This is a genomic window from Flavobacterium sp. U410 (assembly GCF_053570605.1).
This window is the reverse complement of the sequence record NZ_JBSEFI010000012.1, coordinates 53,762-76,514: the sequence shown is the minus strand read 5'-3', so window position 1 is coordinate 76,514 and position 22,753 is coordinate 53,762. Positions and strand designations below refer to the sequence as shown.

The window sequence follows — 22,753 nt, the reverse complement described above, 5'->3', positions numbered from 1 at the left end:
TTTATAAAAAGAAGTTCGTTTGAAAAAAGGTATCTTTGATACTAATATACCCTTATTAAACATGATTAAAAGATTACTTTACACATTAACCTTGTTATCCAGTACAGCTATTTTTTCGCAAGTAGTTATCAGTGAATTGGATGCTGACACTCCAAGTACAGACGTTTTAGAATTTATCGAATTACACTCTGATACTCCCAATTTCGCTTTAGACGGATATGTTTTGGTCTTTTTTAATGCCGGATCAAGTCCTTATGCCGGAATCGGAAGTTATTATGCAATTGATTTGGATGGATACGTTACAGATCCTAATGGAAACTTTTTGATAGGGAATGCAGCTGTTTCACCGTCTCCTGCAATTGTAATTCCAAATAGTACGATTCAAAATGGTCCTGACGGTGTGGCTTTATATTTAGGTGACGCTACTGATTTTCCAACAGGAACCACAGCTACTGCTACAAATTTGGTTAATGCGTTAGCTTATTCTAATAGTTCAGCCACTCAGCCTACTGCTTTAATGTCAATCTGGGGTTTAACAGTTTGCATAAATGAAAATCAGAATGGAAGTGCTACTTCTCAATCTATTCAACTCTTGAACGGGAGTTATGTAGTGGCAACACCAACTCCGGGAATGAACAATGATGGAAGTGGAATAGTATTTAATTATATAACAGTTTCAACTTCTCAAACTTCTTATACAGAAGGAGATAGCTTTGACATTGTTTTTACTACAAGTCAATCAGTAGAAAATGAACCCTTGATTATGAATTTTACATTGAGCAATGGGAATTTCTCTGTAAATGACTTTACCGGAGCGTTAACAGTTTCAATTCCTGTAGGGCAAACTACAGCTTCTACAACTATTATATTATATGATGACGGCTCTGATGAAGGAGATGAAGAAGCTTTATTCAAATTTCAACCATTACCATCAGGGTATTTAGCAAACAATGATAATTTTATTATTAGAGTTTATGACATTAATTTTACGACAGATCCTTGGGGAACTCCTTTAAATCCTACGGATGGTCTTTGTACACCGCAAATTCCTGCAGGATATTATGATTCTTTAAACGGACTTTCGGGAACAGCATTAAAACAAGCAATACAAGATATTATTGCTGATCCTGCTGTGGTTCACCTACAAAGCTACGCTGATATTTGGGATATTTTAAAAGAAGCCGATCGCAATCCGGAAAATAACAATCAAATTTGGGCTATTTATAGAGAATATGGAATGTCTAAACTAGATCAGCAAAATACAAGTAGTATCATAGGAAAATGGAATAGAGAACACATTTTTTGTCAATCAAGAGGAGGTTTTGAAGTAGCATTAGAGGACACTGCCGACGGAATAAATGTTTGGAATACTACAGGGCCTGATAATACTACAGATGGTGTTTCTGATGCACACCATATTAGAGCTGTAAACGGACAAGAAAATTCGTCCCGTAACAATAAGAATTATGGGAATGTTGCAACGAGTACAGTATATTCGGGACCAACGGGAACACAAGGTTCATGGAGAGGCGATGTGGCAAGAGCTTTGTTCTACATGGCAGTTCGTTTTAATTACTTAAATGTGGTTAATGGGGATCCAAGTGAATATTTAAACGATGGATCTACTCCTTCCGGAGAAATAGGGGATTTAGCAACCTTATTGACTTGGAATACTCAAGATCCAAGAGATGATTTTGAAATGAATCAAAACAATGTGATTTATAATTGGCAAATGAATCGTAATCCATTTATTGATATGCCTGCTTTGGTTGATTATGTTTTTGGTTCACATTATGGTGAGGTTTGGAATAATGCTTTAGCAAATGAAAGTTTTGTAGCCACAGAAAGCATCAAAGTTTTTCCTAATCCGGCAACTGATTATTTAATAGTTTCAGGAGTAAATGATAATGCTGTAGTGAGTATTTATTCTTTAACCGGACAAAAAGTGTTAGAACAAAAATTGGAACAACAAATACGTTTAAATATAGATTTACCTAAAGGAATGTATTTTGTAAAAGTTCAAAATAATGAAAAAGAGGTGCTTACAAAAATAATAGTAAACTAAATAAAACTATACATTCAACAAATATTCGAAAATAGCATATCATGTTTTTTCGAATATTTTTTTAAAATAATTTTGTACCAATTAGTACAATTTATATATTTGTATTGAAAATCAACATCATAATTATGGCAGGAAGACCTAAAATATATAATGAAGAAGAAGCTTTAGATAAAGCGGTTGAGGTTTTTTGGGAGAAAGGATACGAGAATACTTCTGCTGACGATTTGCTAAAAGCAATGGGAATTGGAAAAGGAAGTTTCTATTTGGCTTATAAAGGAGGAAAACAAGAATTGTTTCTTAAATCTTTAGATCGAGTGATGGATTATCATATCAAATACTTTAAAGATAAAATAGAGCAATCCGAATTTCCGATGCAAGAAATCCGATTCCTCTTTTATGAAATGGCAGATGTACAATCCAATTTAGGTAAATATGGCTGTTTTTTTGTGAATGCATTAATTCAGATAGAAGATGAAGAGTTGAAAAGATATGCCATAAAGCAACTTACAATTCTAAAGAATATTTTCATAAAAGCACTTGAAGCAGAACAGAAAAAAGGAAACTTAAAAACAGATTTAGCATTAAATACATTAGGATTACATCTGTTAAATCTTTGGGGTGGACTTAATGTAACGAGAAAAACAGCAAATAGTCCAGAAGAACTGAAACTGCTTATAGAACTGAATTTACAATGTTTACAATAAACCTTTATTAATTAAAAACCAATAAAAATGAAAAGAAGAGCAACTGCCGTATGGAACGGCGACATCAAATCAGGAGCAGGTCATTTAACCACACAAAGTACAACGCTAAACAAGACACAGTATTCTTTTAATAGTCGCTTTGCAGATGGAGTAGGAACAAACCCTGAAGAACTTTTAGCAGCAGCACACGCTGGCTGTTTTACCATGAAATTGGATTTGGATTTAACAGAAGCAGGTTATACAGTAGAATCATTAGAAACACAATCTGTAGTAACGATAGATAATGGAGTAATTACGTTATCAGAACTGACATTACAAGCAAAAGTTCCCGGAATTACAGAAGAAGATTTCCAAAGAATTGCAAAAGGAGCAAAAGAAAATTGTCCGGTAAGCAAAGCTTTTAGTTTTGAAATAAAATTAAATGCAGTTTTAGTGTAAATATAAGCATAAAAAAACGCTTCTTAAAAATAAAGGAGCGTTTTTTTTTATCTTAATAGAACGCTAATTTTTTGTCAGGCCGTTTCATTTTTGGTAACTTTGGAAGAATGATTTTTAACCCAAAATCATTTCGTTATTACACGATAATTCTAAAAAGCTAACCATGAAACATTTATATCAAGTTACCGGAATGTCCTGCAAAGGATGTCAAGCAAGCGTGGAAAAAACCTTGCAGTCTTTTCCGGAAATACAAAATATCACTATCGATCTTGCCACGGGTAAAACTGAAATCGAAATGTCCTCTCATGTCACGATTAAGCAATTACAAGACGCTTTTTTACGTGACGGATTGCATTATTCCATTTCAGAATACCACGAGCATGCTATGCCACACCATCACCACCAACCGCAACAACCCAAAGAAAAAGGTAACGGAGTGTATTATTGTCCCATGTTTTGCGAAGGCGATAAAGTATACGACAAACCCGGAAGTTGTCCGGTTTGCGGAATGGATTTAGTCGAACAACCTGCTGCTAAACCGAAGGCTTTGTATGCTTGTCCGATGCATCCCGAGATTGTTTCCGACGAACCGGGAAGTTGTAGCATTTGTGGAATGGATTTAGTGTTACAACAGCCTAAAGACGAAGAGGAGAATACGGTGTACAATTCCTTAAGGCGTAAATTTATATTGTCGCTCTGTTTCACCATTCCGATTTTTATTATTTCCATGAGTGGTATGTTGCCGCACAATCCGTTGTATGATATCATGGATGTAACGTATTGGAACTATGTTCAATTTCTGCTTACGTTGCCCGTTGTGTTTTACACTTGCTGGATGTTCTTTACCCGAGCTTGGAAATCCATTATCACATGGAATTTGAATATGTTCACTTTAATAGGAATCGGGGCCGGAGCCGCCTTTGTATTCAGTCTCATCGGTTTGTTCTTTCCGACCATTTTTCCGGACGAATTAAAAGCACACGATGGCAGTGTACATTTGTATTTTGAAGCTACGGCTGTTATCCTGACTTTAGTTCTGCTCGGACAATTGTTAGAAGCCAGAGCGCATACGCAAACCCATACGGCTTTAAAAGAATTGTTGAAATTAGCACCATCCGAAGCAACGCTTTGGGAAAACGGAACAGAGAAAAGAGTCGCTATCGATAAAATTGTAGTGGGAAATATCTTGAGAGTTAAGCCGGGCGAAAAAATTCCGGTGGATGGGATGTTAACCGAAGGCACTGCGACTATTGACGAATCGATGATTTCCGGAGAACCTTTACCGGTTGATAAAAAAGAAGGCGACAAATTAATCGGGGGAACACTCAATACCAACCAATCGTTTTTGATGAAAGCCGAAAAAGTAGGTTCGGAAACGTTGTTGTCCCAAATTATTGAATTGGTCAACCAAGCCGGGCGTTCTAAAGCGCCTATTCAAAAATTAGCCGATACTATTTCTAAATATTTCGTGCCCATTATTGTTGGCGTTTCCATCCTTACGTTTATTGTTTGGGCAATTTTAGGACCAAAACCGGCTATGGTGTATGCTTTTGTAAATGCTATTGCAGTGTTAATTATCGCTTGTCCTTGTGCTTTAGGCTTGGCTACGCCAATGTCGGTTGTAGTGGGAATTGGAAAAGGAGCCCAATTGGGAGTTTTGATCAAAAATGCTGAAGCCTTAGAAACTTTACATAAAGTTGATGTGGTTTTGGTTGACAAAACAGGAACACTAACGGAAGGAAAACCTTCTGTAGAAAGCATTGAAGTGATAAACGGAATTAATGAAACGAAATTCACAAAAGCCTTAGCTTCGGTAAACCAAAATAGCGAACATCCTTTGGCGAATGCTACAGTAACTTTCGCTAAACAAAAAAATATAGCATTAGATTCGGTACACCAATTTGAATCGGTTACCGGAAAAGGAGTAAAAGCCATTTGGAATAATCAAGAAGTTTTAATCGGAAATATAGGCTTGCTTCAAGAATTTAAAATTTCAGTTACCGATGAGGTTTTGCAAAAAGTAAAAGAACAACAAGCACAAGGTAAAACAGTTTCTTTTTTGGCTGTTACCGGAACACTATGGGGATTTGTAGTCATTGCCGATGCAATAAAATCAACGAGTAAAGAAGCCTTACAGTATTTCAAAAACCAAAACATAAAAGTAGTGATGCTAACTGGTGACAATCCGATTACGGCAAAAGCAGTTGCTAACGAATTAGGTTTAGACGAATACAAAGCCGAATGTTTACCGCAAGATAAACTTCAGGTGATTCAAGACTATCAAAAAGAAGGAAAAATTGTAGCGATGGCAGGCGATGGTATTAACGATTCGCCGGCATTGGCACAAGCCCAAATAGGGATTGCCATGGGAACCGGAACCGATGTAGCTATCAACAGTGCAGATGTGACTTTGGTTAACGGGGATTTGAAAAATATTGTAAAAGCACACCAATTGAGTAATGCCGTGATGAAAAACATCAAACAAAATCTGTTTTTTGCCTTTTTCTACAATTTATTAGGCGTTCCGGTAGCGGCGGGCGTGTTGTTTCCGGTATTCGGCATTTTATTGTCGCCCATGTTGGCCGCTGTAGCCATGAGTTTTAGTTCCGTTTCGGTAATTACTAATTCGCTACGCTTAAAATCCTTAAAAATAAAATAATCAAAGTTTTATAGATCACATGAAAAAAGTAATAATTAAAAATACCGATTTAGCAATCGCACCCATTAATTTCGGTGGAAATGTATTCGGTTGGACACTCGACGAAAAACAATCTTTTGATATTTTAGATGCCTTTCACAACAAAGGTTTCAATTTTATCGATACTGCCGATACCTATTCGTGGTGGGTAAACGGAAAAGGAGGGCAATCAGAAACCATCATCGGAAATTGGATGAAACAACGTGGAAACCGAAATGAAATGGTCATTGCAACCAAAGTAGGTTCGCAAACCAAAGAACACGGATTCGATATTAGTAAAAAACATATCTTAAAATCGGTAGACGAATCGTTACAGCGTTTACAAACCGATCATATTGATTTGTATTATACGCATTTTGATGACGATACCACGCCGGTTGCAGAAACGATGGAAGCTTATGCTGAGATTGTAAAAGCCGGAAAAGTTCGTTACATAGCAGCATCAAATGTTTCCCTGGAACGTTTGCGCGAATCATTTGACGTAGCCGAAAAAAATGGTTTCCCGAAATACGTAGCCTTACAACCGCATTATAATTTAGTAGAACGCCAAAAATTTGAAACCGAATACGAACCTTTGGTCAAAGAATTCAATTTGAGTGTTTTTCCGTATTGGGCATTAGCTGCAGGATTCTTAACCGGAAAATACAGAACAGAAACCGATTTCAGTAAAAGTGTCAGAGGCGAAGGTGTCCGAAAATATATGGACGACAAAGGTTTAGCCGTTTTAAGTGCATTGGATGCCATTTCAGCGAAACACGGCAGTCAACCGGCAACCGTAGCTTTAGCTTGGCTATTGGCTCAACCATCGATTACCGCGCCTATTGTTAGCGCAACGAGTCAAAATCAACTACAAACGTTGTTTGATGCGCCCGAATTACAATTAGATACAGAAGATTTACAGTTACTAAACAGCAGTAGTTTGTAATTTTTTGAACAATATAATACAAAAAGCTGCCTGTGGAAACAGGCAGCTTTTTTATTAGATAAAAAATCTGAAAAGGGATTAAAAAAATTACTAACTTTGAGAAAAAGCACGCTATGATTGTCCATAAAACTGACTTGCGCCAACATATTTTTTTGCATTTAGATGGTTTGGTAACAGCACCAACAGCGTATTATTTATTGCAAAGTGGTGTTTTACAAGAACTGCTCGATCAAACTACTGTCGATTTACAAGAACTTACCCAAAAGTTCAACACTAACGAAGGTTATCTGAATGTGGCTTTACGGGTTTTGGCTTCGCAAGGTTTTTTGGATTACCATTTAGATACGGCAAAAGAAGTGATTACGATCCGTTTGAACGCCAATTCTAAAGAAGCGTTTGCTCATTTTCATTGGTACAAAAACACGGTTAAGATGTTAGAAGAAACCGATTTTTTTACTTCGGTGAAAATTACCAGTGAGCATTTATTCCGATTGCAAAATTTGTTTGGCGATTATCATCAAAAGAAAGCTTTGGCGCAAACGGAGATTCAAAAACAAATTGTCAAACATTTAGAAGGTTATTTGGTGGCGCCCATTGCGGTGAGTTTAGGAATGACGGGAATGTTTCACAAATATTTTATGGAAACGTCTTTTAGTGCAGCGGAATTTCATAAAGAACCGGAAGCCTTCAAAGTGATATTGGATTTCTTTGTTTCGTTGGATTGGTTTACCCAAAAAAACGGAAATTATCAATTTACAGAAACCGGTTTGTTTTTTGCCAAAAGAGCAACTGCTTACGGAGTGACGGTTTCGTATTTGCCTATGTTTAAAAATCTGAATCAAATGTTGTTTGGCAACGCATCGGTTTTACGGGAAATAGCGGTTCATGAAGAAGAAAAGCACGTGAATAGAGAAATGAATGTTTGGGGTAGTGGAGGAGCGCATTCTACGTATTTCAAAGTAATTGATGATATTATTATTGAATTGTTCAATAAACCGATACAAGAACAGCCCAAAGGTATTTTGGATATGGGATGTGGAAACGGTGCCTTTTTAGAACATATTTTTGAAGTGATTGAACGCCAAACCTTACGCGGCAAACTGCTAGACGATTACCCGTTGTTTTTAGTGGGTGCCGATTACAATCAGGCGGCTTTGAAAGTAACTCGCGCCAATTTAATTAAAGCTGATATTTGGGCAAAAGTGGTTTGGGGCGATATTGGTCAACCCGATTTGTTAGCCAAAGATTTAAAAGAAAATTACACCATTGATTTAGTCGATTTACTGAACGTTCGTACTTTTTTAGACCATAATCGCATTTGGGAAAACCCGAAAAACAGCAATCCAAGTCGGGTTTCTACTTCAACCGGAGCTTTTGCGCATCGTGGTGCAAGAATTTCCAACAATTTAGTGGAAGAAAACCTGTTTGAACACTTTAAAAAATGGTCGCCTTATGTGAAAAAGTTCGGACTTTTAATCATAGAATTGCATACCGTTGCACCACAATTAACCGCACAAAACAGCGGAAAAACAGCCGCAACGGCGTATGATGCTACGCATGGTTTCTCGGATCAATTTATTGTTGAAATTGATGTTTTACACAAAATTGCAGCCGAAGCCGGTTTGCAACCCGATTCTTTGTATTTCAAAAAATTTCCGGAAGCCGACTATGCAACAGTTAGCATTAATTTACTAAAAGGATAACTTATTTAGCGATAGTTCTGCCTAAAACAAACATGGTATCTTGATTGCTGTCAATCACGATGCGTTCAATGTTATTTTGCATGGCAATTTCCAATATATCTTTTGCAGGAAGGGAAGCGAAAGGCTTAGTGTCATTTGCCCATTGCATTAGCTTTTCCTGAGAAGTAAAAGCACCCAATACTTTTTGTCCTTCCACTTCAAAAACAGAAGTAAACGACATTTGAGTTCCCTTTTCGATAGTAGACCAACCTTCTTCGTTTCTGTCTTTTCCAACAATAGGTTCGGTAGTCGGAATCAATAAAAACGCATTATTTCCTTGTAATTCGTTCAAAACCGCCATAAAAGTGTCTTGATTTTGGTTTTCGCGAAAAGCTTTAATATGGGTTAACAAGTTGGTATTATTAGGTTGAAATTCCATTTCGGGTTGGGTTGTACTCATTTTAAATTCGTTTAAGAAGTTGCAAAACTACATATTTTTAATCACTGATTAAAATAAGCTGCCCTGAATCAATCGGGATTTTTTTTCGTCCAAAAAAGGAAAGGTTTTCAAAATATCAAACTGTTTACGTTCTTCATTAAAAACACGCAACGCTATTTTGTTACAAAGGAAACTGATAGTAGATTGTTCTTGGAATAATTCTTTCGTTTTTATCATATTTTCCGGAGAAATTCGTCGCCCAATGGAAAGATGAGGTTCGTTGCTTTTGATGTTGACAGGATATGGAAATTCTTGGTGAATGGCAGTCATAATGGTTTTTAAGTAGTGTTTTGAAATTTCATTGGGAGCCAAAAAGAAAGCGCCATTTGGAAATGTATCAAAATGGTCGAAAGTGACGACTTCAGTTTTTAAAAACCGAGAAATTTCAGTGAGCGTTTGTTTGATTTTATGGAGTTCCTTTTCGTCTTGTTCAAACTCATTTACGGTAAGGTGTGCCAATGAATTTTTACTGTTGTACCAACCGATTTCAGCCGCTAATGCTTCTTTCATTTGCTGAACTTGTGCGGTGCACGAATCGCTGGGTTGGATAACAACAGAATATCTCGCCATACAATTAGACGTGTTTCGACTTCATTTCTTTAATAATTTTATTCGTTCTTCTATCGGCATACATTCTATTGAGTGAAGTAACTGCCCAAATAAATGCGGGAATCCATCCGATAATTGTGATTTGTAAAAGCAAACAAATAATTCCGGATAAAATTTTACCTTGGAGTAATAAACTCAACCAAGGAAAGAAAAAAGCAACAACATAGCGCATAACAATTCGTTTTTTGATGTACTAATGAGTAGAAAAAATTACTAAAAAGTTACATTTTTTAGGCTGTAGCTACAAATTCGCGGCGAGAAGTTTGAATGTCATCCATGTTTCTTTTGGCCCAAGTGACTAAACCGTGCAAATGAGGTAACAATGAATTTCCTCTTTCAGTAAGTTCATATTCTACTTTCGGTGGAATTTGAGGATAAACGGTGCGTTTGACTAAACCGTCGGCTTCTAGTGTTTTCAACGTAACTGCCAACATCTTTTGAGAGATCGATGCTATGGTTTTATGAATTTCGTTAAAGCGCAAAGTCCCTTCTTCTTCTAAAACCAATAAAACGAGTACCGACCATTTGTCACCAATACGATCAATGATGTTTCGAATGGGACAATCTTCTACATTTGAAAATTTATTTTTATTTTTTTCTTCCATAACTATTTGAAAATTAGCATTACTAACCTTTAGGTAAGTATTTGATTTTAAGGTAACTTCTTGTTTGAGGTGTTTTTTATAAGTACCTTTGATTACCAAAAGTAAGTAAAAAACTTTTAGTTAGCAATTAATCATTTTAAAAAATAAGTTATGACAATTGGAATCACAGGAGCTACAGGTCAGTTAGGACAATTGGTAGTTCAAAAATTAAAAGAGAAAAACACAGGTGCAACTATCGTGGCATTAGTTAGAGATCCTAAAAAAGCTGCTGATCTAGGAGTAGAAGCCAGAGTTTTTGACTACAATCAGCCGGAGACTTTAGCAGAATCTTTAAAAGGAATTGATAAATTATTATTGATCTCAGGAAGTGAAATCGGAAAAAGAGTAGAGCAACATGCTAATGTTATTGAAGCCGCTAAAAAAGCAGGTGTACAATTAATAGCGTATACTAGTTTATTACACACCGACACTTCATCATTAGTATTAGCGGGAGAACATTTGGAAACCGAAAAATTATTAGTAGCTTCAGGAGTGCCTTATGTGATTTTGCGTCACGGTTGGTATACTGAAAACTATGTAGGTGGTTTGAGTGATGTTGTTGCTTACGGAACATTGTATGGAAGTGCAGGTGAAGGAAAAATTTCTTCGGCTTCAAGAGCTGATTTTGCCGATGCTGATGTAGCTGTTTTGGTTACAGAAGGTCACGAAGGGAAAACATACGAATTAGCAGGTGATGAAACCTATACTTTAGCTGATTTTGCTAAAACACTATCAGAAGTAGCCGGAAAAGAAGTAAAATACCAAAATTTACCGGTTGAGGAATATGCTAAAGTATTAGTAAGTGTAGGCTTACCGGAAGGTTTGGCGCAATTCTTAGCCGGAACACACGTTGGCACTGAAAAAGGAGATTTGTTTGATGATAGCAAAGAATTGTCAAAATTAATTGGCAGACCAACAACGCCATTAGCTGTAGTATTGAAAGCAGCGTTATAATATTTTTGATTTTCATTAGTATAAAAGGGTTTGGCTTCCGTAAGAAGTCAAGCCTTTTTGTTTTTACTGAAGAGTATAAAGGAAGAGTTAAAAGTAAAAACTGTATGAATTTATTTCTGCAAAGTAATTAAAAGATTTGATACCTTTATTTTTACTAAAAGATTTACGTTTTTTACTTAAAAACCAGAAAGAACAATGAAAAAAGTAAAAGAAGAAAAAGTAAAACCAACGCCGGTCATGCAGGAACTTTTGGCAACCATTGATTTTTATGATACTTTTTCTACCACGAATCATTTTCATTCAATAGAAGAAATTACTCAACTCATTTTTAATTCTTCTTCCCGATGGGTAGAAGCTCTTTTTAAGATCAGAGGAAAGTTGGTACAACTGATCGGTTTGAAATCAAAATTGCCTTTAGGGTATCATACCCGATTTGAAGTAGGAGGTTATGTCAAGTTTTTTAAGATATTTTCCATTACAGCAGACGAAGTTATACTAGGTGCCGACGATTCGCATCTGAATTTCAGAGCTGTTGTAACAAACGATCACACCGAAAAGTATAATATTAAAGTCACCACTTTGGTTCATTTTAACAATGCAAAAGGAAGATGGTATATGAAGGTGATCCAACCTTTTCATCGATTGGTTGTAATGCGAATGGTTAAAAATGCTTTTTGTGAAAAAGAAAGATAATTTTTCATTATAAGAATTGGAAGGTTGCCGAAAGGCAGCCTTTTTTATTGAGAATTATGGAAAAACGTAAAAGAAGATACCGATATTTTTTAATTTTTGCTAAAAAGCATATTAAAAATACCTAAAATTAGGTATTGTAGGATTTGTAGGATTTTGTTAGGTTTGGAGGTTGTGGGTTGGAAAAAGAATTTTTAAAAAAGAAAGACTTAAGATTATATAAATATAAAAAATAGTATTTTGATAGAAACTATAAAAGAACTAATCAACGAACCAGAGAAGACAAAAAGATATTTTTTGTTTTTTGTAAATTCTCTTTTAGCCATAATTATAACATCAAAATTGTATGAGAACTGGTTTGGAAAATATGAGTTAATCCTTTTTCAAAGTGCAACTTTTTGGGAAGATGTTTATCAATTTCTTATCACAGGAAGATTTATAATTGTTTTGTTCCTTTTTGTATTTGTGAAAAAAGCGAGCGATTTTCTTCTGGAATCCTTATTATTAGGTATGGATACAATAATAATCTGGCGTGTAGAAAAAAAATCTGTAAATTTAATAGATAAGAAAGAGATACCTGACATACTTAGTTTTTTTTCAGTAGTCAGATTTGATAAAGAGTCAAAAAAAGTTTTACCTGGGAAAAACTTTGATTATTTCTATAATTTTCTTTCGGGTTATGATAAAGAAATCCTTCTGACAGAAATACAAAACATAAAACATTCTTTATTGTCTGAAATATATAAAACCTTCTTATTATTTGCTATTGTCTATTTCATGTTTACTAACATTAATAGACCTATTCTCATAACAAAAGTTATAATTATTTTGATAATATTAGGTGCAATATTAATATTGATTTTACAGTATTATAAAGAAATCATTAAACTTCATTATGACAATATTTGGTTAGGAGTGAAAATGATTAAACAGATCGATGTAACGGATGATTTTATTCGAGAAAATAAATTTGTAGTAAAATCGAGTATTGATAATCCCCCCATCATGAACCTCAAAATGATTGAATTTAATGACAGGTTATACCAAATTCACCATTTTACCCGTTTGAATGGTTTTTTATTAGGTAATTTAAAGAGTATTGATGAGAATCAAAATAAAGATAGGATTAGTATGGTAGTTATTCATTCTATAGAAATTCCCTTAGCAATTATGGACGAATTTACTAAGCGAAAGTTCGTTACATTGATAGAATTTAATAAAGAAGAAAATCTTTTGAAAGAGCTGAAAGATTGTTTTGGATTTGAAAAAGGTAAAGTGGATTAAACTATAAAAAGAAAATTTATTAAGCAGTTAGTATAAACAATATAAAACCAATCTTTTTATGTATGTTTGAACAGTCAATTAATTTCCTGAGAAGTTTTTTATGAACGACAACCACTACCTCTACTGCTTAGAAGGCGTTGCCGATATTTCGGCGCCTAGTAAGAGTTTAATTTTACCATCGTTAGAAAACCTGGCTTCGCATTACGGCGTGACCAATGTTTATAAAACCTGTGATAGCTTAGAAGGATTAGAAGAAAGTTTAAGTACCCTGTTATACGAAGATCGTCATTTTAAAGATTATTCCATTTTGTATTTAGTATTTGAAGGAAGAGGCAACCAAATTACGTTGGACAATTACTATTATACACTGGAAGAAATAGCCGAATTCTTCGAAGGAAAGCTCACCGGAAAGATTGTGCATTTTGCCAACACCATGCAATTGAACCTGGAAGAAGAATCCTTCCAATATTTCTTAGATGTAACCGGAGCCAAAGCCATTTCCGGGTATGGCAATGCCGTTCCTTTGTTGAGTACGGTGCTGGATAATTTGTTTTTTGCCTTGTATCAGGAATACGATGATGTGAGAGACTTGGTAGAAGAACTATACCAACAAAAATATGCCTTGTGTAAAAGTCTGGATTTCCGATTGTATTATTGATTCATTCTAAACATAAAAAGTTGCCCCAAAAGCTAAGAGTCTATAGGTTAAAGATTTAATTCAATAGTTACGGATTTTAATACATCGATATATAAATATTTATACATTATCTATTTCGATATTTTCTTTTAACTCTTTACGTCTCTTTTTAATAAAATCTCCGGGACGAATACCATTAATTTCATAGAAAAGGTCGGAAAAATTTTGCCTTGATGAAATCCCGCAGTTTTCAGATAAGCCTTCTACTGTATATTCGAGATATTTTTTATTATGATATAATTGTTGCGTAATATAATTAATCCTAAGAAAATTTAAATAACCGTTAAAATTCTTTTTTTTATACTCATTGATTACATAAGAAAGATAAGTTGTATTAGTTTCAAATTTCCGAGCAAGTTCAGATGCAGTAAGTCCTTTTTTTCGGAATTCTTTTCTTTGTTCAAATTTTTCCAGTTTTTGTAGTATATTTTCAATTACAGCAGATGGTATCTCGGTTTTATTTTCTTTATGTACAGAAGGAATAGGGGGTAGTTGTTTTTGGTCTAGTATACGTACTTCTAAAGCTTCATACTTTTTTTGAATTTCTTTTTCCTTTTTTTTTCTGTAAAGAATAACTAAAAATAAAAATACGATCATTAAAATAGCAACACTTAATAGTATCAAACTAATAGAATTTTTACCTTCTAAAAGTTTTTGTTTTTCCAATAATGATTTTGTGTCATATTCCTTATGAATCCGTGAAGATAGGTAATGAAAATCACGTCCCAATATTCTGTCAGCCATTAACAATTGTTTGGTATAATATAATTCGTACTCAGGATTATGTGCTAAATTATAATGATTGATGAGAATCTCGTAATTTTCTCGGAGTTCCGGAAGTATGAATTTCTGTTTTTGAAAAACAGAATCTACTTTAATAAAATAAGAGATTGCAATATCTTCTTTTTTTAATTTTTGATAAGATTTTCCTAAATAAAAATATGTAGCAGATGCCCAAGTAAAATCATCTATTTTTTGAAATTCAGGTAATGCTTTTGAAAGATTTTCAATAGCACCTTCATAATTAGCCTTTCTATATTGTGAGATAGCCATACATTCTAAGAAGTAACTTTTTTCAAGAGCAAATTCTTTAGATTTAGGGACATTAGATAATCCTACAGAGATTAACGAGTCACTTTTTATAAAGTTCTTTAAGTTACGATAGCAAATAATTTCTTGATGAATGCTATTAAAATAACCTTTTTGATGGTTAAAAATGATATTAGGATGATGATTAGTTTTTGTTAATGGTTCAAAATAATGAATACAATCGTCAAATAATTCTATGGCATCCTTATAATATCCTAAATAACTTTTTACAACACCTAGATGGTAAATGATTCTATATTTGAGATATTCATCATGTATATCTTTAGAAAATTGATAAGCCTTTAAATACTCGTTCAAGGCAGGTTGGTACTTTCTATAAAAAAAATAATAAATGATTCCTTTTCCTAGATAAGCACGACTTATTAATTCGTGATTATTTGACTTTAAAGAGTAATTGATACAACTATCGGCATACTTTAGTTTAGTTTCAGGATCTTTAGAATAAAACACTGCATCTTTATATCCTTGTACAATATTTGTATAATTCTTTTCTTCTTTGGCTTTTTCCAAATAACTGTTCACAAAAGGTAAGGCTTTTTCATTATTTTCTTCTAAGGAGTCATATAAGCTTCTTAATTCATTATAACTTTTCTGTGGATATAATAAAAAGCCTGATAGTAATAAAAATAATAAAAGGATATTTTTACTTAATATGCTCATAGGAAATATATGGTTTTTATACAAAAATAGCTAAAATACTATAAATAAAATATTGTAATTCAAAAAACGATTATTTTGAATTTATTTTGTTGTTTTTCAGTTATATAGATGTGTCTTGATTTGTAAATTAAGACGTCTTAATTTAAAAATCGGAACATACTATTTTTGGAGTAGCAGGCCTTAATGGCTAATTTCGGATTAAGCTTAAGTGTAAACCCGGTACCGGGATAAACTAACAATCATCAAAAATAAAATGAATTATGAAAAAGTTTATCCCATTTATTTTCTCAGTAGTGCTATTAATTTCGTGTCAGAAAGAAGACGATCTAACATTTGAAGATAATGTTATGTTAGAAAAAATTAAAAATGATTCTTTGAATGAAGAAAATATACAGGCAAAAGATTATTTGAAGGACAAAGATACAGTTATAGAACCAGATCCCCCTGTAAAGGAAGGTGAACATTGGAGACAATTAAAATAATTATTAAATGTTCTGAACAATATTTTAAAGTTTATTACATGGCAGTTTTTTATAAAAAAATATTTTTTATATACGGGTTATTTGCTATTACCTCTGTAATGAGTGCTCAAGAATATAATATCTCAGGTATGGTTTTAGGAAATGAAGATAAACCTTTAGAATTCACATCTATAATTTTGATTAGTTCGGATCTAGTATTTACAGTATCTGGATTAACAAATGAGAAAGGGATATTTCTTTTAAAAGTACCAAAAGGGAAATACAATTTAATTTCAGAAGAGTTTGGAAAAGAAGTATTGCTAAAAGATATTGATATAAGTTCAGACCAAAATCTTGGAGTATTAAAAATAGAAGAAGCTATAGGGTTAAAAGAAGTTGTTGTAACTGAAAAAGAAAAGTTAATTGAGCGTAAAGTAGACAGACTCATTTTTCATGTTGAAAATTCAACTATAGCTCAAGGCGGAGATGTATTAGATGCTCTAAATGTCACTCCTGGAATTATTGTCCAGAATGGACAGATTAGTATGATAGGAAGAAATAATATGGGGGTAATGATTAACGGAAGAATGATTAACCTGACAGGAGATGATTTGATCAATTATCTTAAAAATTTAAGAACAGAAACAATAAAAAATATAGAGGTCATCACTAATCCTCCGTCAAAATATGATGCACAAGGAAATAGTGGTTTGATAAATATTATAACAAAAACAGTAAAAAATGATAGTTTAAGTGGTAGTGTTAATTCTTCTCTTTCCCAAGCGAGTGAATCAATAGGTTCTGGAGGAATTAATCTCAATTATCAAAAGAATAGACTTACAATCACATCAGGACTTAATTATTCTAATGGTAGTTACAAACCTTATCAGAGATATACACTGAATTATCCGGAATATTTTTGGAGTGAAGAAAATTTTAAAAGAAGCCATTTTAATAATTTATCAGGAAGAGCAACACTTCAATATAGAATAAATGATAAACTTAAAATAGGAGGGGAATATTCATTATCAAATAATTTACCATTAGTAAAAACAGAAAATAGATCATCAATATATAATAACCAAAATGTTTTAGATTCAACAATAGTTAATCTTTCCCGAATAAATATGGATAGATTTACAAGTGCAGTTAATACCTATGCTATAATTGATATAGATTCTTTAGGAAGAAAAATAAATTTGGATATAGATTATCTGAAGTTTAAATCAGGAACAGAAAATGCTTTTAAAAGCGAATCTTTTTTTAATACAGGAGAGGCTAAACCAGATAGTTATTTTTCTGCATTCAATCAAGGTGATTTAGATATAGACATCATAACATCTAGAGTAGATGTTGAATATCCTATTCAATGGATGGATTTAAATTTTGGAACTAAACTTACATTTATTGACAATAATAGTGATGTTTCTTTTTTTGATACATCTACAGGAAATTCCATTTATGATCCTTTAAAAAGTAATGAATTTCTTTATAGAGAAAATACTCAAGCATTATATATTTCGGGAACAAAGCAATTAACAAAAGAATTAACAGTAAAAATTGGTTTAAGAGGAGAAAATACACAAACAGAAGGTAATTCAACAACATTAAATCAAATTAATAATAATAATTATTTCAAACTTTTCCCGACATTTCATTTAAACTATTCAATAGAGTCATATAAATCTCTATCATTAAGTTATAATAAAAGGATTAATCGCCCTTCTTATAGTTTGTTAAATCCATTTAGATTCTATAGCACATCATTTAATTATGCAGAGGGGAATCCTTTTCTTCAGCCTTATTATACAAATAATATGGAATTGTCTTATATGTATAAAAGCTCTTATACAATGCTTTATGCTAGTTTTATAAAGAATGGGTTTGATCAAGTTGTTTTAGTAGATCCGGAGTCTTATATTCAGAGAGTGACTCCTGTAAATTTTTATAATCAAACTAGTTTAGGTATATATCAAGGATATGGATTTCGCTTAAAAGAAGTTTGGGATAATCGTAGTAATGTAAGTCTATTTTATAAAGAAACTAAATCAAATATTCCTCAAGTAAAGAACGTTGAAGCTTGGTCTGCTAGTCTAAATACTACGAATGTAATAGACTTAGATAAAGAAAAAAAGTTTAGGCTAGAGCTTATTTATAGGTACAATTTTCCTTCTGTAATGGGAAGTTATGAGGTATCAGGATATCATCAATTAGACGTAGGGGTTAAAATGTCCTTTTTGAATAAAAAAATGCAGTTATCTGTTAATGGAGTAGATGTATTCAAAGGTAATAAGAGAACATTTTCTCAAACTGTAAATGGAATAGAACAACATAATTTTGATTACTCTGATGTAAGAAGAGTAAGAGTTTCCTTGTCTTATACTTTTGGGAAAATTTTTAAATCAAACAAAAAAATTGAAGCAAATAGTGAAGAAAAACAGAGAATTAATTAGTATTTATTAGTCAGGTACTCTACTCAGAAGGCCAATGTGAAGAGGAATGATTTTTTAAATAAGCTTGCAAGCAGTCAGGCGAGAAGAGAAAGAGCTGATCCTTAACTATGGCTCCATTGTCAAACTTAAACCTTTAAAGTCATGAAGAGAAAATTCTTTTTAGAAAAAAATGATTTGGGAAAAATCGAAGAATCATTGCCTAACATCACCAATTCAACATTGAAATCTAATGCATTACTTGTTTCTAAAGTAGGGGGAACAGGTTGGATTAGTACTTGGGGAGAGTCATGGGGCGAAGTATTTGGTAGATCAATTGTAGTAATTGAGCCAAGCTTACCTTAATGCTATTTTTAAATTTACGTAGTTGCTTAATTTAAGCAACTACGTTTTAACCATAATAAATCAATCTTGTAATATGGGGAATAACATATTTATACACTCTATAGTTTTAAAAATAGCAAGTAGATGTAATATAAATTGTACATACTGTTATATGTACAATATGGGAGATACATCTTACTTAACACAGCCTAAAGCTATCTCCGAAAAAACTATCGACCAGTTATGTGTTCGTATAAAAGAACATTGTGAAGAACATGACGTAAAAGTTTTTAATATTTACCTTCATGGTGGAGAGCCTTTATTAGTAGGTAAGAAAAAATTTGTAAAAATTATAGAACAGTTTAAAAAATTAGAAAATGATCATTTGAAGATACAATTATCTATTCAAACAAATGGTATTTTGGTGGATGAAGAATGGTGTGATATTTTTCTAAAATATTCGATTATAGTAGGTATTAGTCTTGATGGAAATAAAGAATTTAATGATTTAAATAGATTGGATCATAAAGGTGAAGGAACTTATGATAGAGTTGTAAAAGGAATCGATATTTGTCGTTCTAAATTAAAAAATCATCCATTTGGAATTCTTACTGTACTGAATATAGAATCTGATCCGGTAGAAGCTTACGAGCACTTTAAACAATTAGGAATATTAGGAGCAGATTTTTTACTATTAGATCAAAATTATGATCATTTTGATAAAAATAATATTGATAAATCAGCAAGTTGGCTAATTAATGTTTTCGATAATTGGATTCAGGAAAAAGATTATTTTTCCATAAGATTCTTTGAAGTGATCATTAGAAGTATATTAGGAGGAGCTTATAACGTAGATTTATTAGGAAGCTCCACAAATAATGTTCTTGTAATAGAAACAAACGGAGGAATTGAAGCCGTTGATGTATTAAAAATATGTGGTGAAAGTTTTACAAAAAACAGCTTGAATATTTTTGATAATAATTTTAATGAAGCTTTTAATAATGACTTAGCAAAGGTCTATTATAATAGTGGGAACTATCTACCTAAAAAATGTTTAGCATGTCCTGTAAATGCTATTTGTGGAGGAGGATTTATAGCTCACCGGTATAGTTCAAAGAATGGATTTAATAATCCTTCTGTATATTGTGACGATCTATTAAAATTAATAACTTATATACAAAATAAAACAGTAGATGAAATGCCTGAGAGTTTGAGAAAGGAGACAGGAATTGAAAAGTTAACCTATGAAGAAGCTAATCAGATAATAGAGGATACTTTACCTTTTATTCCAGAGCCAAATTATGTTGAATTGTTAGAAAGTTTTCGAAAAAAAGAATATGCGTAAAAAATCATTTCCATTTGTCAAACAATTAGATAGTCAAGACTGCGGACTTGCCTGTTTAAGAATGATTGGAAAATATTTTAATGAAAATTTTGAATTAGATGAAGAAGTAGTAAGCAATACAAATTTGTTTAGACAAGGTATCTCTATTTCTGACTTAGATGCAACAGCCAAAGAAATGGGGTTTGAATCTCTCGTGGTCAGAATTGATTTGGATACAGCTATTAAAAATGTTGTATTTCCTGCAATCTTTTTTTGGAATCAGAATCATTTCATTGTAGTTTATAAAATAGAAAAAAATAAAGTTTATGTAGCAGATCCCGCTTTTGGGAAGACAACTTATACAATTCAAGAATTTTTGAAAGGATGGAATCAAAATGAAAAGGAAGGAATTATAGTTGTATTAGATCCTTCATCAAAAATTTTATCTTATAAAAAAGAAGCACAAAAAAGCATCTTGAATCTTGGATATGTTAGCAAATATTTATTTGAACATAAATTACAATTTCTGTTAATTTCAGCAACATTATTGTTGTCTGTAATTATAGAATTGATTTTTCCTTTTTTTACACAGAGAATTGTTGACAAAGGAGTGTTTTTTAAGGATGTAAATTTTATTTATACAATCCTTTTTGCACAGATTATTCTTTTCATAAGTAAGATAATGCTAGAGTTTTACCGCTCTTGGTTATTTGTACATATTAGCAGTAGAATAAGCTTATCTATCATATCTGATTTTTTGAAAAAATTAATGAAACTATCTTTGAGATATTTTAATTCAAAGAATGTGGGAGATTTAATTCAAAGAATTAATGATCATAAAAGGATAGAACAATTTTTGTCGAAAGAATTGATTCAGACAGTCTTTTCGCTTTTTAGTATGTTCATCTATTCCTTTATTCTGTTTTATTTTAACTTGAATATTTTTTTAGTGGTTTTTTTCTGTACCATTATTGAAGTAATCTGGATACTTAACTTTCTGGAAAAACTAAAAATTAATGATTACAAGAACTTTTCTCTACTTTCAAAAGAGCAGAACAAAATCTATGAAATTATTAATTCTATTCAAGAAATAAAATTAAACAATTTAGAGGATGAAAAGAAAGCTGAGTGGCAAACTATTCAGAAAAAACTCTATATAAATAAACTTGAAAAATTGAAGATAGATCAAAAGTATGAGGCTTATAGATTTATGAATTTTTTTCAAACCATTCTTGTTATTTTCTTTGCAGCGGTAGCTGTAATGAATGGCAAAATGACGATAGGAACAATGCTTTCAGTTATGTTTATATTAGGAGCAATAAACGGACCAATTAGTAATTTACTAAATTTCATTTTACAGTTTAAACTTGTAAAAGTTAGTTTTGAAAGATTAAACGAAATTCATAATAAGAAAGAAGAAGAAAACGTATCACTAATTAAAAGTTTTGATCATATTGAAGACATAAAGTTTAATAACGTTAGTTTTAGCTATGACAATAAAAATTTTATACTTCAAAATATAAATATTCTCATTCCTAAAAACAAGACAACTGCTATAGTAGGGGTTAGCGGAAGTGGTAAAACATCGCTTTTGAAATTGTTATTAAAGTTTTATGATCCTCAACAAGGAAACATTAAAATAGGAGATCATTCTATTAAAGATATAGATAATAAACTATGGAGAAATAAGTGTGGTGTTATACTGCAAGATAGTGTCATTTTTTCAGAAACTATCAAATATAATGTATCACTTGAAAATGAACCGGATGAAAAAAAAATAAATAACGCTTTAGAACTAGCTAATATTAAACAATTTGTAGATTCTTTACCGTTAAAAGAATATACAATAATTGGTTCGGAAGGAGTAGGATTAAGTCAGGGACAAAGACAACGTATTTTAATAGCTAGAGCCATTTATAAAAATCCGGATTATATGTTCTTTGATGAAGCAACAAATTCACTGGATTCAGAAAATGAAAAACAAATCGTAAACAATATTAATCATTTTTTTAAAGATAAAACAATGGTTGTTGTTGCTCATAGATTGTCAACAGTAAAAGATGCGGATCAAATACTAGTTTTGGATAATGGTGTTCTCATAGAAAAGGGAACACATATAGAATTAGTTCATTTGAAAGGCAAATATTATAGTTTGATCAAAAATCAGTTAGAACTAGGACAATAATGAAAAATAAAGAAACTAATATTTTAGGAGAAATCCCTCAAAGATTGACAATCATAGGATGTTTAATATGTATGGTTTCCATACTTTCCATACTTTATGCTCTTTCTGTTCTATTTTCTTAAAAAAGTAGAAAAACTTACCAACAAAAATATGCATTGTGTAAAAGTCTGGATTTCCGATTGTATTATTGATTCCTTCTAAATATAAAAAGTTGCCCCAAAAGCTAAGAATCTGTTGGTTTTAACCTTAAGATTCAATTCATTATGACTACTGAAATTCAGCTTAATAATGAGAATACTTTTGAGACAACTAAAAAAAACAGGACTATTTTGTTACGTAATTATAACGGG

At 32.3% G+C, this 22,753-nt stretch carries 20 protein-coding genes; 15 read left to right on the top strand and 5 right to left on the bottom strand.

The features are described 5' to 3' along the window. Positions 1 to 61: 61 nt before the first annotated feature. The 6 genes from ACUSJC_RS09495 to ACUSJC_RS09470 all read left to right on the top strand — a co-directional run bounded on the left by ACUSJC_RS09495 (position 62) and on the right by ACUSJC_RS09470 (position 8,533). Entirely contained in the window at positions 62 to 2,065 is a 2,004-nt protein-coding gene (locus ACUSJC_RS09495) for an endonuclease (RefSeq protein WP_449269337.1), read from the top strand. Positions 2,066 to 2,190: 125 nt separating this feature from the next. Further along, on the top strand, positions 2,191 to 2,769 hold the full coding sequence (locus tag ACUSJC_RS09490) for a TetR/AcrR family transcriptional regulator (protein ID WP_449269336.1): 579 nt from the start codon (positions 2,191 to 2,193) through the stop codon (positions 2,767 to 2,769). Between the two features lie 27 nt (positions 2,770 to 2,796). Further along, a complete protein-coding gene (locus ACUSJC_RS09485) occupies positions 2,797 to 3,207 on the top strand; it encodes an OsmC family protein (protein ID WP_449269335.1) in 411 nt (136 codons plus the stop codon). Between the two features lie 163 nt (positions 3,208 to 3,370). Then, complete coding sequence (locus ACUSJC_RS09480; protein WP_449269334.1) at positions 3,371 to 5,866, top strand: heavy metal translocating P-type ATPase; 2,496 nt, start codon at positions 3,371 to 3,373, stop codon at positions 5,864 to 5,866. Between the two features lie 19 nt (positions 5,867 to 5,885). Further along, positions 5,886 to 6,830 (top strand): aldo/keto reductase, encoded by a 945-nt coding sequence (locus tag ACUSJC_RS09475; RefSeq protein WP_449269333.1) that lies wholly within the window; start codon positions 5,886 to 5,888, stop codon positions 6,828 to 6,830. A 113-nt stretch (positions 6,831 to 6,943) separates the two neighbouring features. Continuing rightward, positions 6,944 to 8,533, top strand: coding sequence for a class I SAM-dependent methyltransferase (locus ACUSJC_RS09470; RefSeq protein WP_449269332.1), 1,590 nt, complete (start codon positions 6,944 to 6,946; stop codon positions 8,531 to 8,533). Between the two features lies 1 nt (position 8,534). On the opposite strand, the gene ACUSJC_RS09465 is transcribed toward ACUSJC_RS09470, so the two are convergent. The 4 genes from ACUSJC_RS09465 to ACUSJC_RS09450 are packed head-to-tail and all read right to left on the bottom strand — an operon-like array spanning position 8,535 to position 10,225. Next, entirely contained in the window at positions 8,535 to 8,972 is a 438-nt protein-coding gene (locus ACUSJC_RS09465; RefSeq protein ID WP_449269331.1) for an SseB family protein, read from the bottom strand. A gap of 48 nt (positions 8,973 to 9,020) precedes the next feature. Then, the gene (locus tag ACUSJC_RS09460) at positions 9,021 to 9,581 is read right to left on the bottom strand and encodes a 2'-5' RNA ligase family protein (protein WP_449269330.1); all 561 of its coding nucleotides are present in this window, start codon (positions 9,579 to 9,581) and stop codon (positions 9,021 to 9,023) included. Between the two features lie 4 nt (positions 9,582 to 9,585). Then, entirely contained in the window at positions 9,586 to 9,792 is a 207-nt protein-coding gene (locus ACUSJC_RS09455; protein WP_449269329.1) for a YqaE/Pmp3 family membrane protein, read from the bottom strand. Between the two features lie 58 nt (positions 9,793 to 9,850). Next, entirely contained in the window at positions 9,851 to 10,225 is a 375-nt protein-coding gene (locus ACUSJC_RS09450) for a winged helix-turn-helix transcriptional regulator (protein ID WP_449269328.1), read from the bottom strand. A 150-nt stretch (positions 10,226 to 10,375) separates the two neighbouring features. Here ACUSJC_RS09450 and ACUSJC_RS09445 point away from each other — a divergent pair, with 150 nt between their 5' ends. From ACUSJC_RS09445 to ACUSJC_RS09430, 4 genes are all read left to right on the top strand, one after another. Then, positions 10,376 to 11,218, top strand: a complete 843-nt coding sequence (locus tag ACUSJC_RS09445; RefSeq protein ID WP_449269327.1) for an SDR family oxidoreductase — start codon at positions 10,376 to 10,378, stop codon at positions 11,216 to 11,218. A gap of 195 nt (positions 11,219 to 11,413) precedes the next feature. Further along, positions 11,414 to 11,911: a DUF2867 domain-containing protein gene (locus ACUSJC_RS09440; protein ID WP_449269326.1), complete on the top strand. Its 498-nt coding sequence runs from the start codon at positions 11,414 to 11,416 to the stop codon at positions 11,909 to 11,911. A 237-nt stretch (positions 11,912 to 12,148) separates the two neighbouring features. Continuing rightward, positions 12,149 to 13,192: a hypothetical protein gene (locus ACUSJC_RS09435; RefSeq protein WP_449269325.1), complete on the top strand. Its 1,044-nt coding sequence runs from the start codon at positions 12,149 to 12,151 to the stop codon at positions 13,190 to 13,192. A 100-nt stretch (positions 13,193 to 13,292) separates the two neighbouring features. Continuing rightward, a complete protein-coding gene (locus tag ACUSJC_RS09430; RefSeq protein ID WP_449269324.1) occupies positions 13,293 to 13,850 on the top strand; it encodes a DUF6642 family protein in 558 nt (185 codons plus the stop codon). Positions 13,851 to 13,949: 99 nt separating this feature from the next. On the opposite strand, the gene ACUSJC_RS09425 is transcribed toward ACUSJC_RS09430, so the two are convergent. Further along, a complete protein-coding gene (locus tag ACUSJC_RS09425; RefSeq protein ID WP_449269323.1) occupies positions 13,950 to 15,659 on the bottom strand; it encodes a helix-turn-helix domain-containing protein in 1,710 nt (569 codons plus the stop codon). A 260-nt stretch (positions 15,660 to 15,919) separates the two neighbouring features. Between ACUSJC_RS09425 and ACUSJC_RS09420 the strand changes: the two genes are divergently transcribed. The 5 genes from ACUSJC_RS09420 to ACUSJC_RS09400 all read left to right on the top strand — a co-directional run bounded on the left by ACUSJC_RS09420 (position 15,920) and on the right by ACUSJC_RS09400 (position 22,403). Then, complete coding sequence (locus ACUSJC_RS09420; RefSeq protein ID WP_449269322.1) at positions 15,920 to 16,141, top strand: hypothetical protein; 222 nt, start codon at positions 15,920 to 15,922, stop codon at positions 16,139 to 16,141. Positions 16,142 to 16,179: 38 nt separating this feature from the next. Continuing rightward, positions 16,180 to 18,573, top strand: a complete 2,394-nt coding sequence (locus tag ACUSJC_RS09415; protein WP_449269321.1) for a TonB-dependent receptor domain-containing protein — start codon at positions 16,180 to 16,182, stop codon at positions 18,571 to 18,573. Between the two features lie 141 nt (positions 18,574 to 18,714). Further along, positions 18,715 to 18,915: a hypothetical protein gene (locus ACUSJC_RS09410; protein WP_449269320.1), complete on the top strand. Its 201-nt coding sequence runs from the start codon at positions 18,715 to 18,717 to the stop codon at positions 18,913 to 18,915. A gap of 73 nt (positions 18,916 to 18,988) precedes the next feature. Further along, complete coding sequence (locus ACUSJC_RS09405; RefSeq protein ID WP_449269319.1) at positions 18,989 to 20,239, top strand: radical SAM protein; 1,251 nt, start codon at positions 18,989 to 18,991, stop codon at positions 20,237 to 20,239. Then, complete coding sequence (locus tag ACUSJC_RS09400) at positions 20,232 to 22,403, top strand: peptidase domain-containing ABC transporter (protein ID WP_449269318.1); 2,172 nt, start codon at positions 20,232 to 20,234, stop codon at positions 22,401 to 22,403. Before ACUSJC_RS09405 ends, ACUSJC_RS09400 begins: the two co-directional genes overlap by 8 nt. The last annotated feature ends 350 nt before the right edge of the window (positions 22,404 to 22,753 follow it).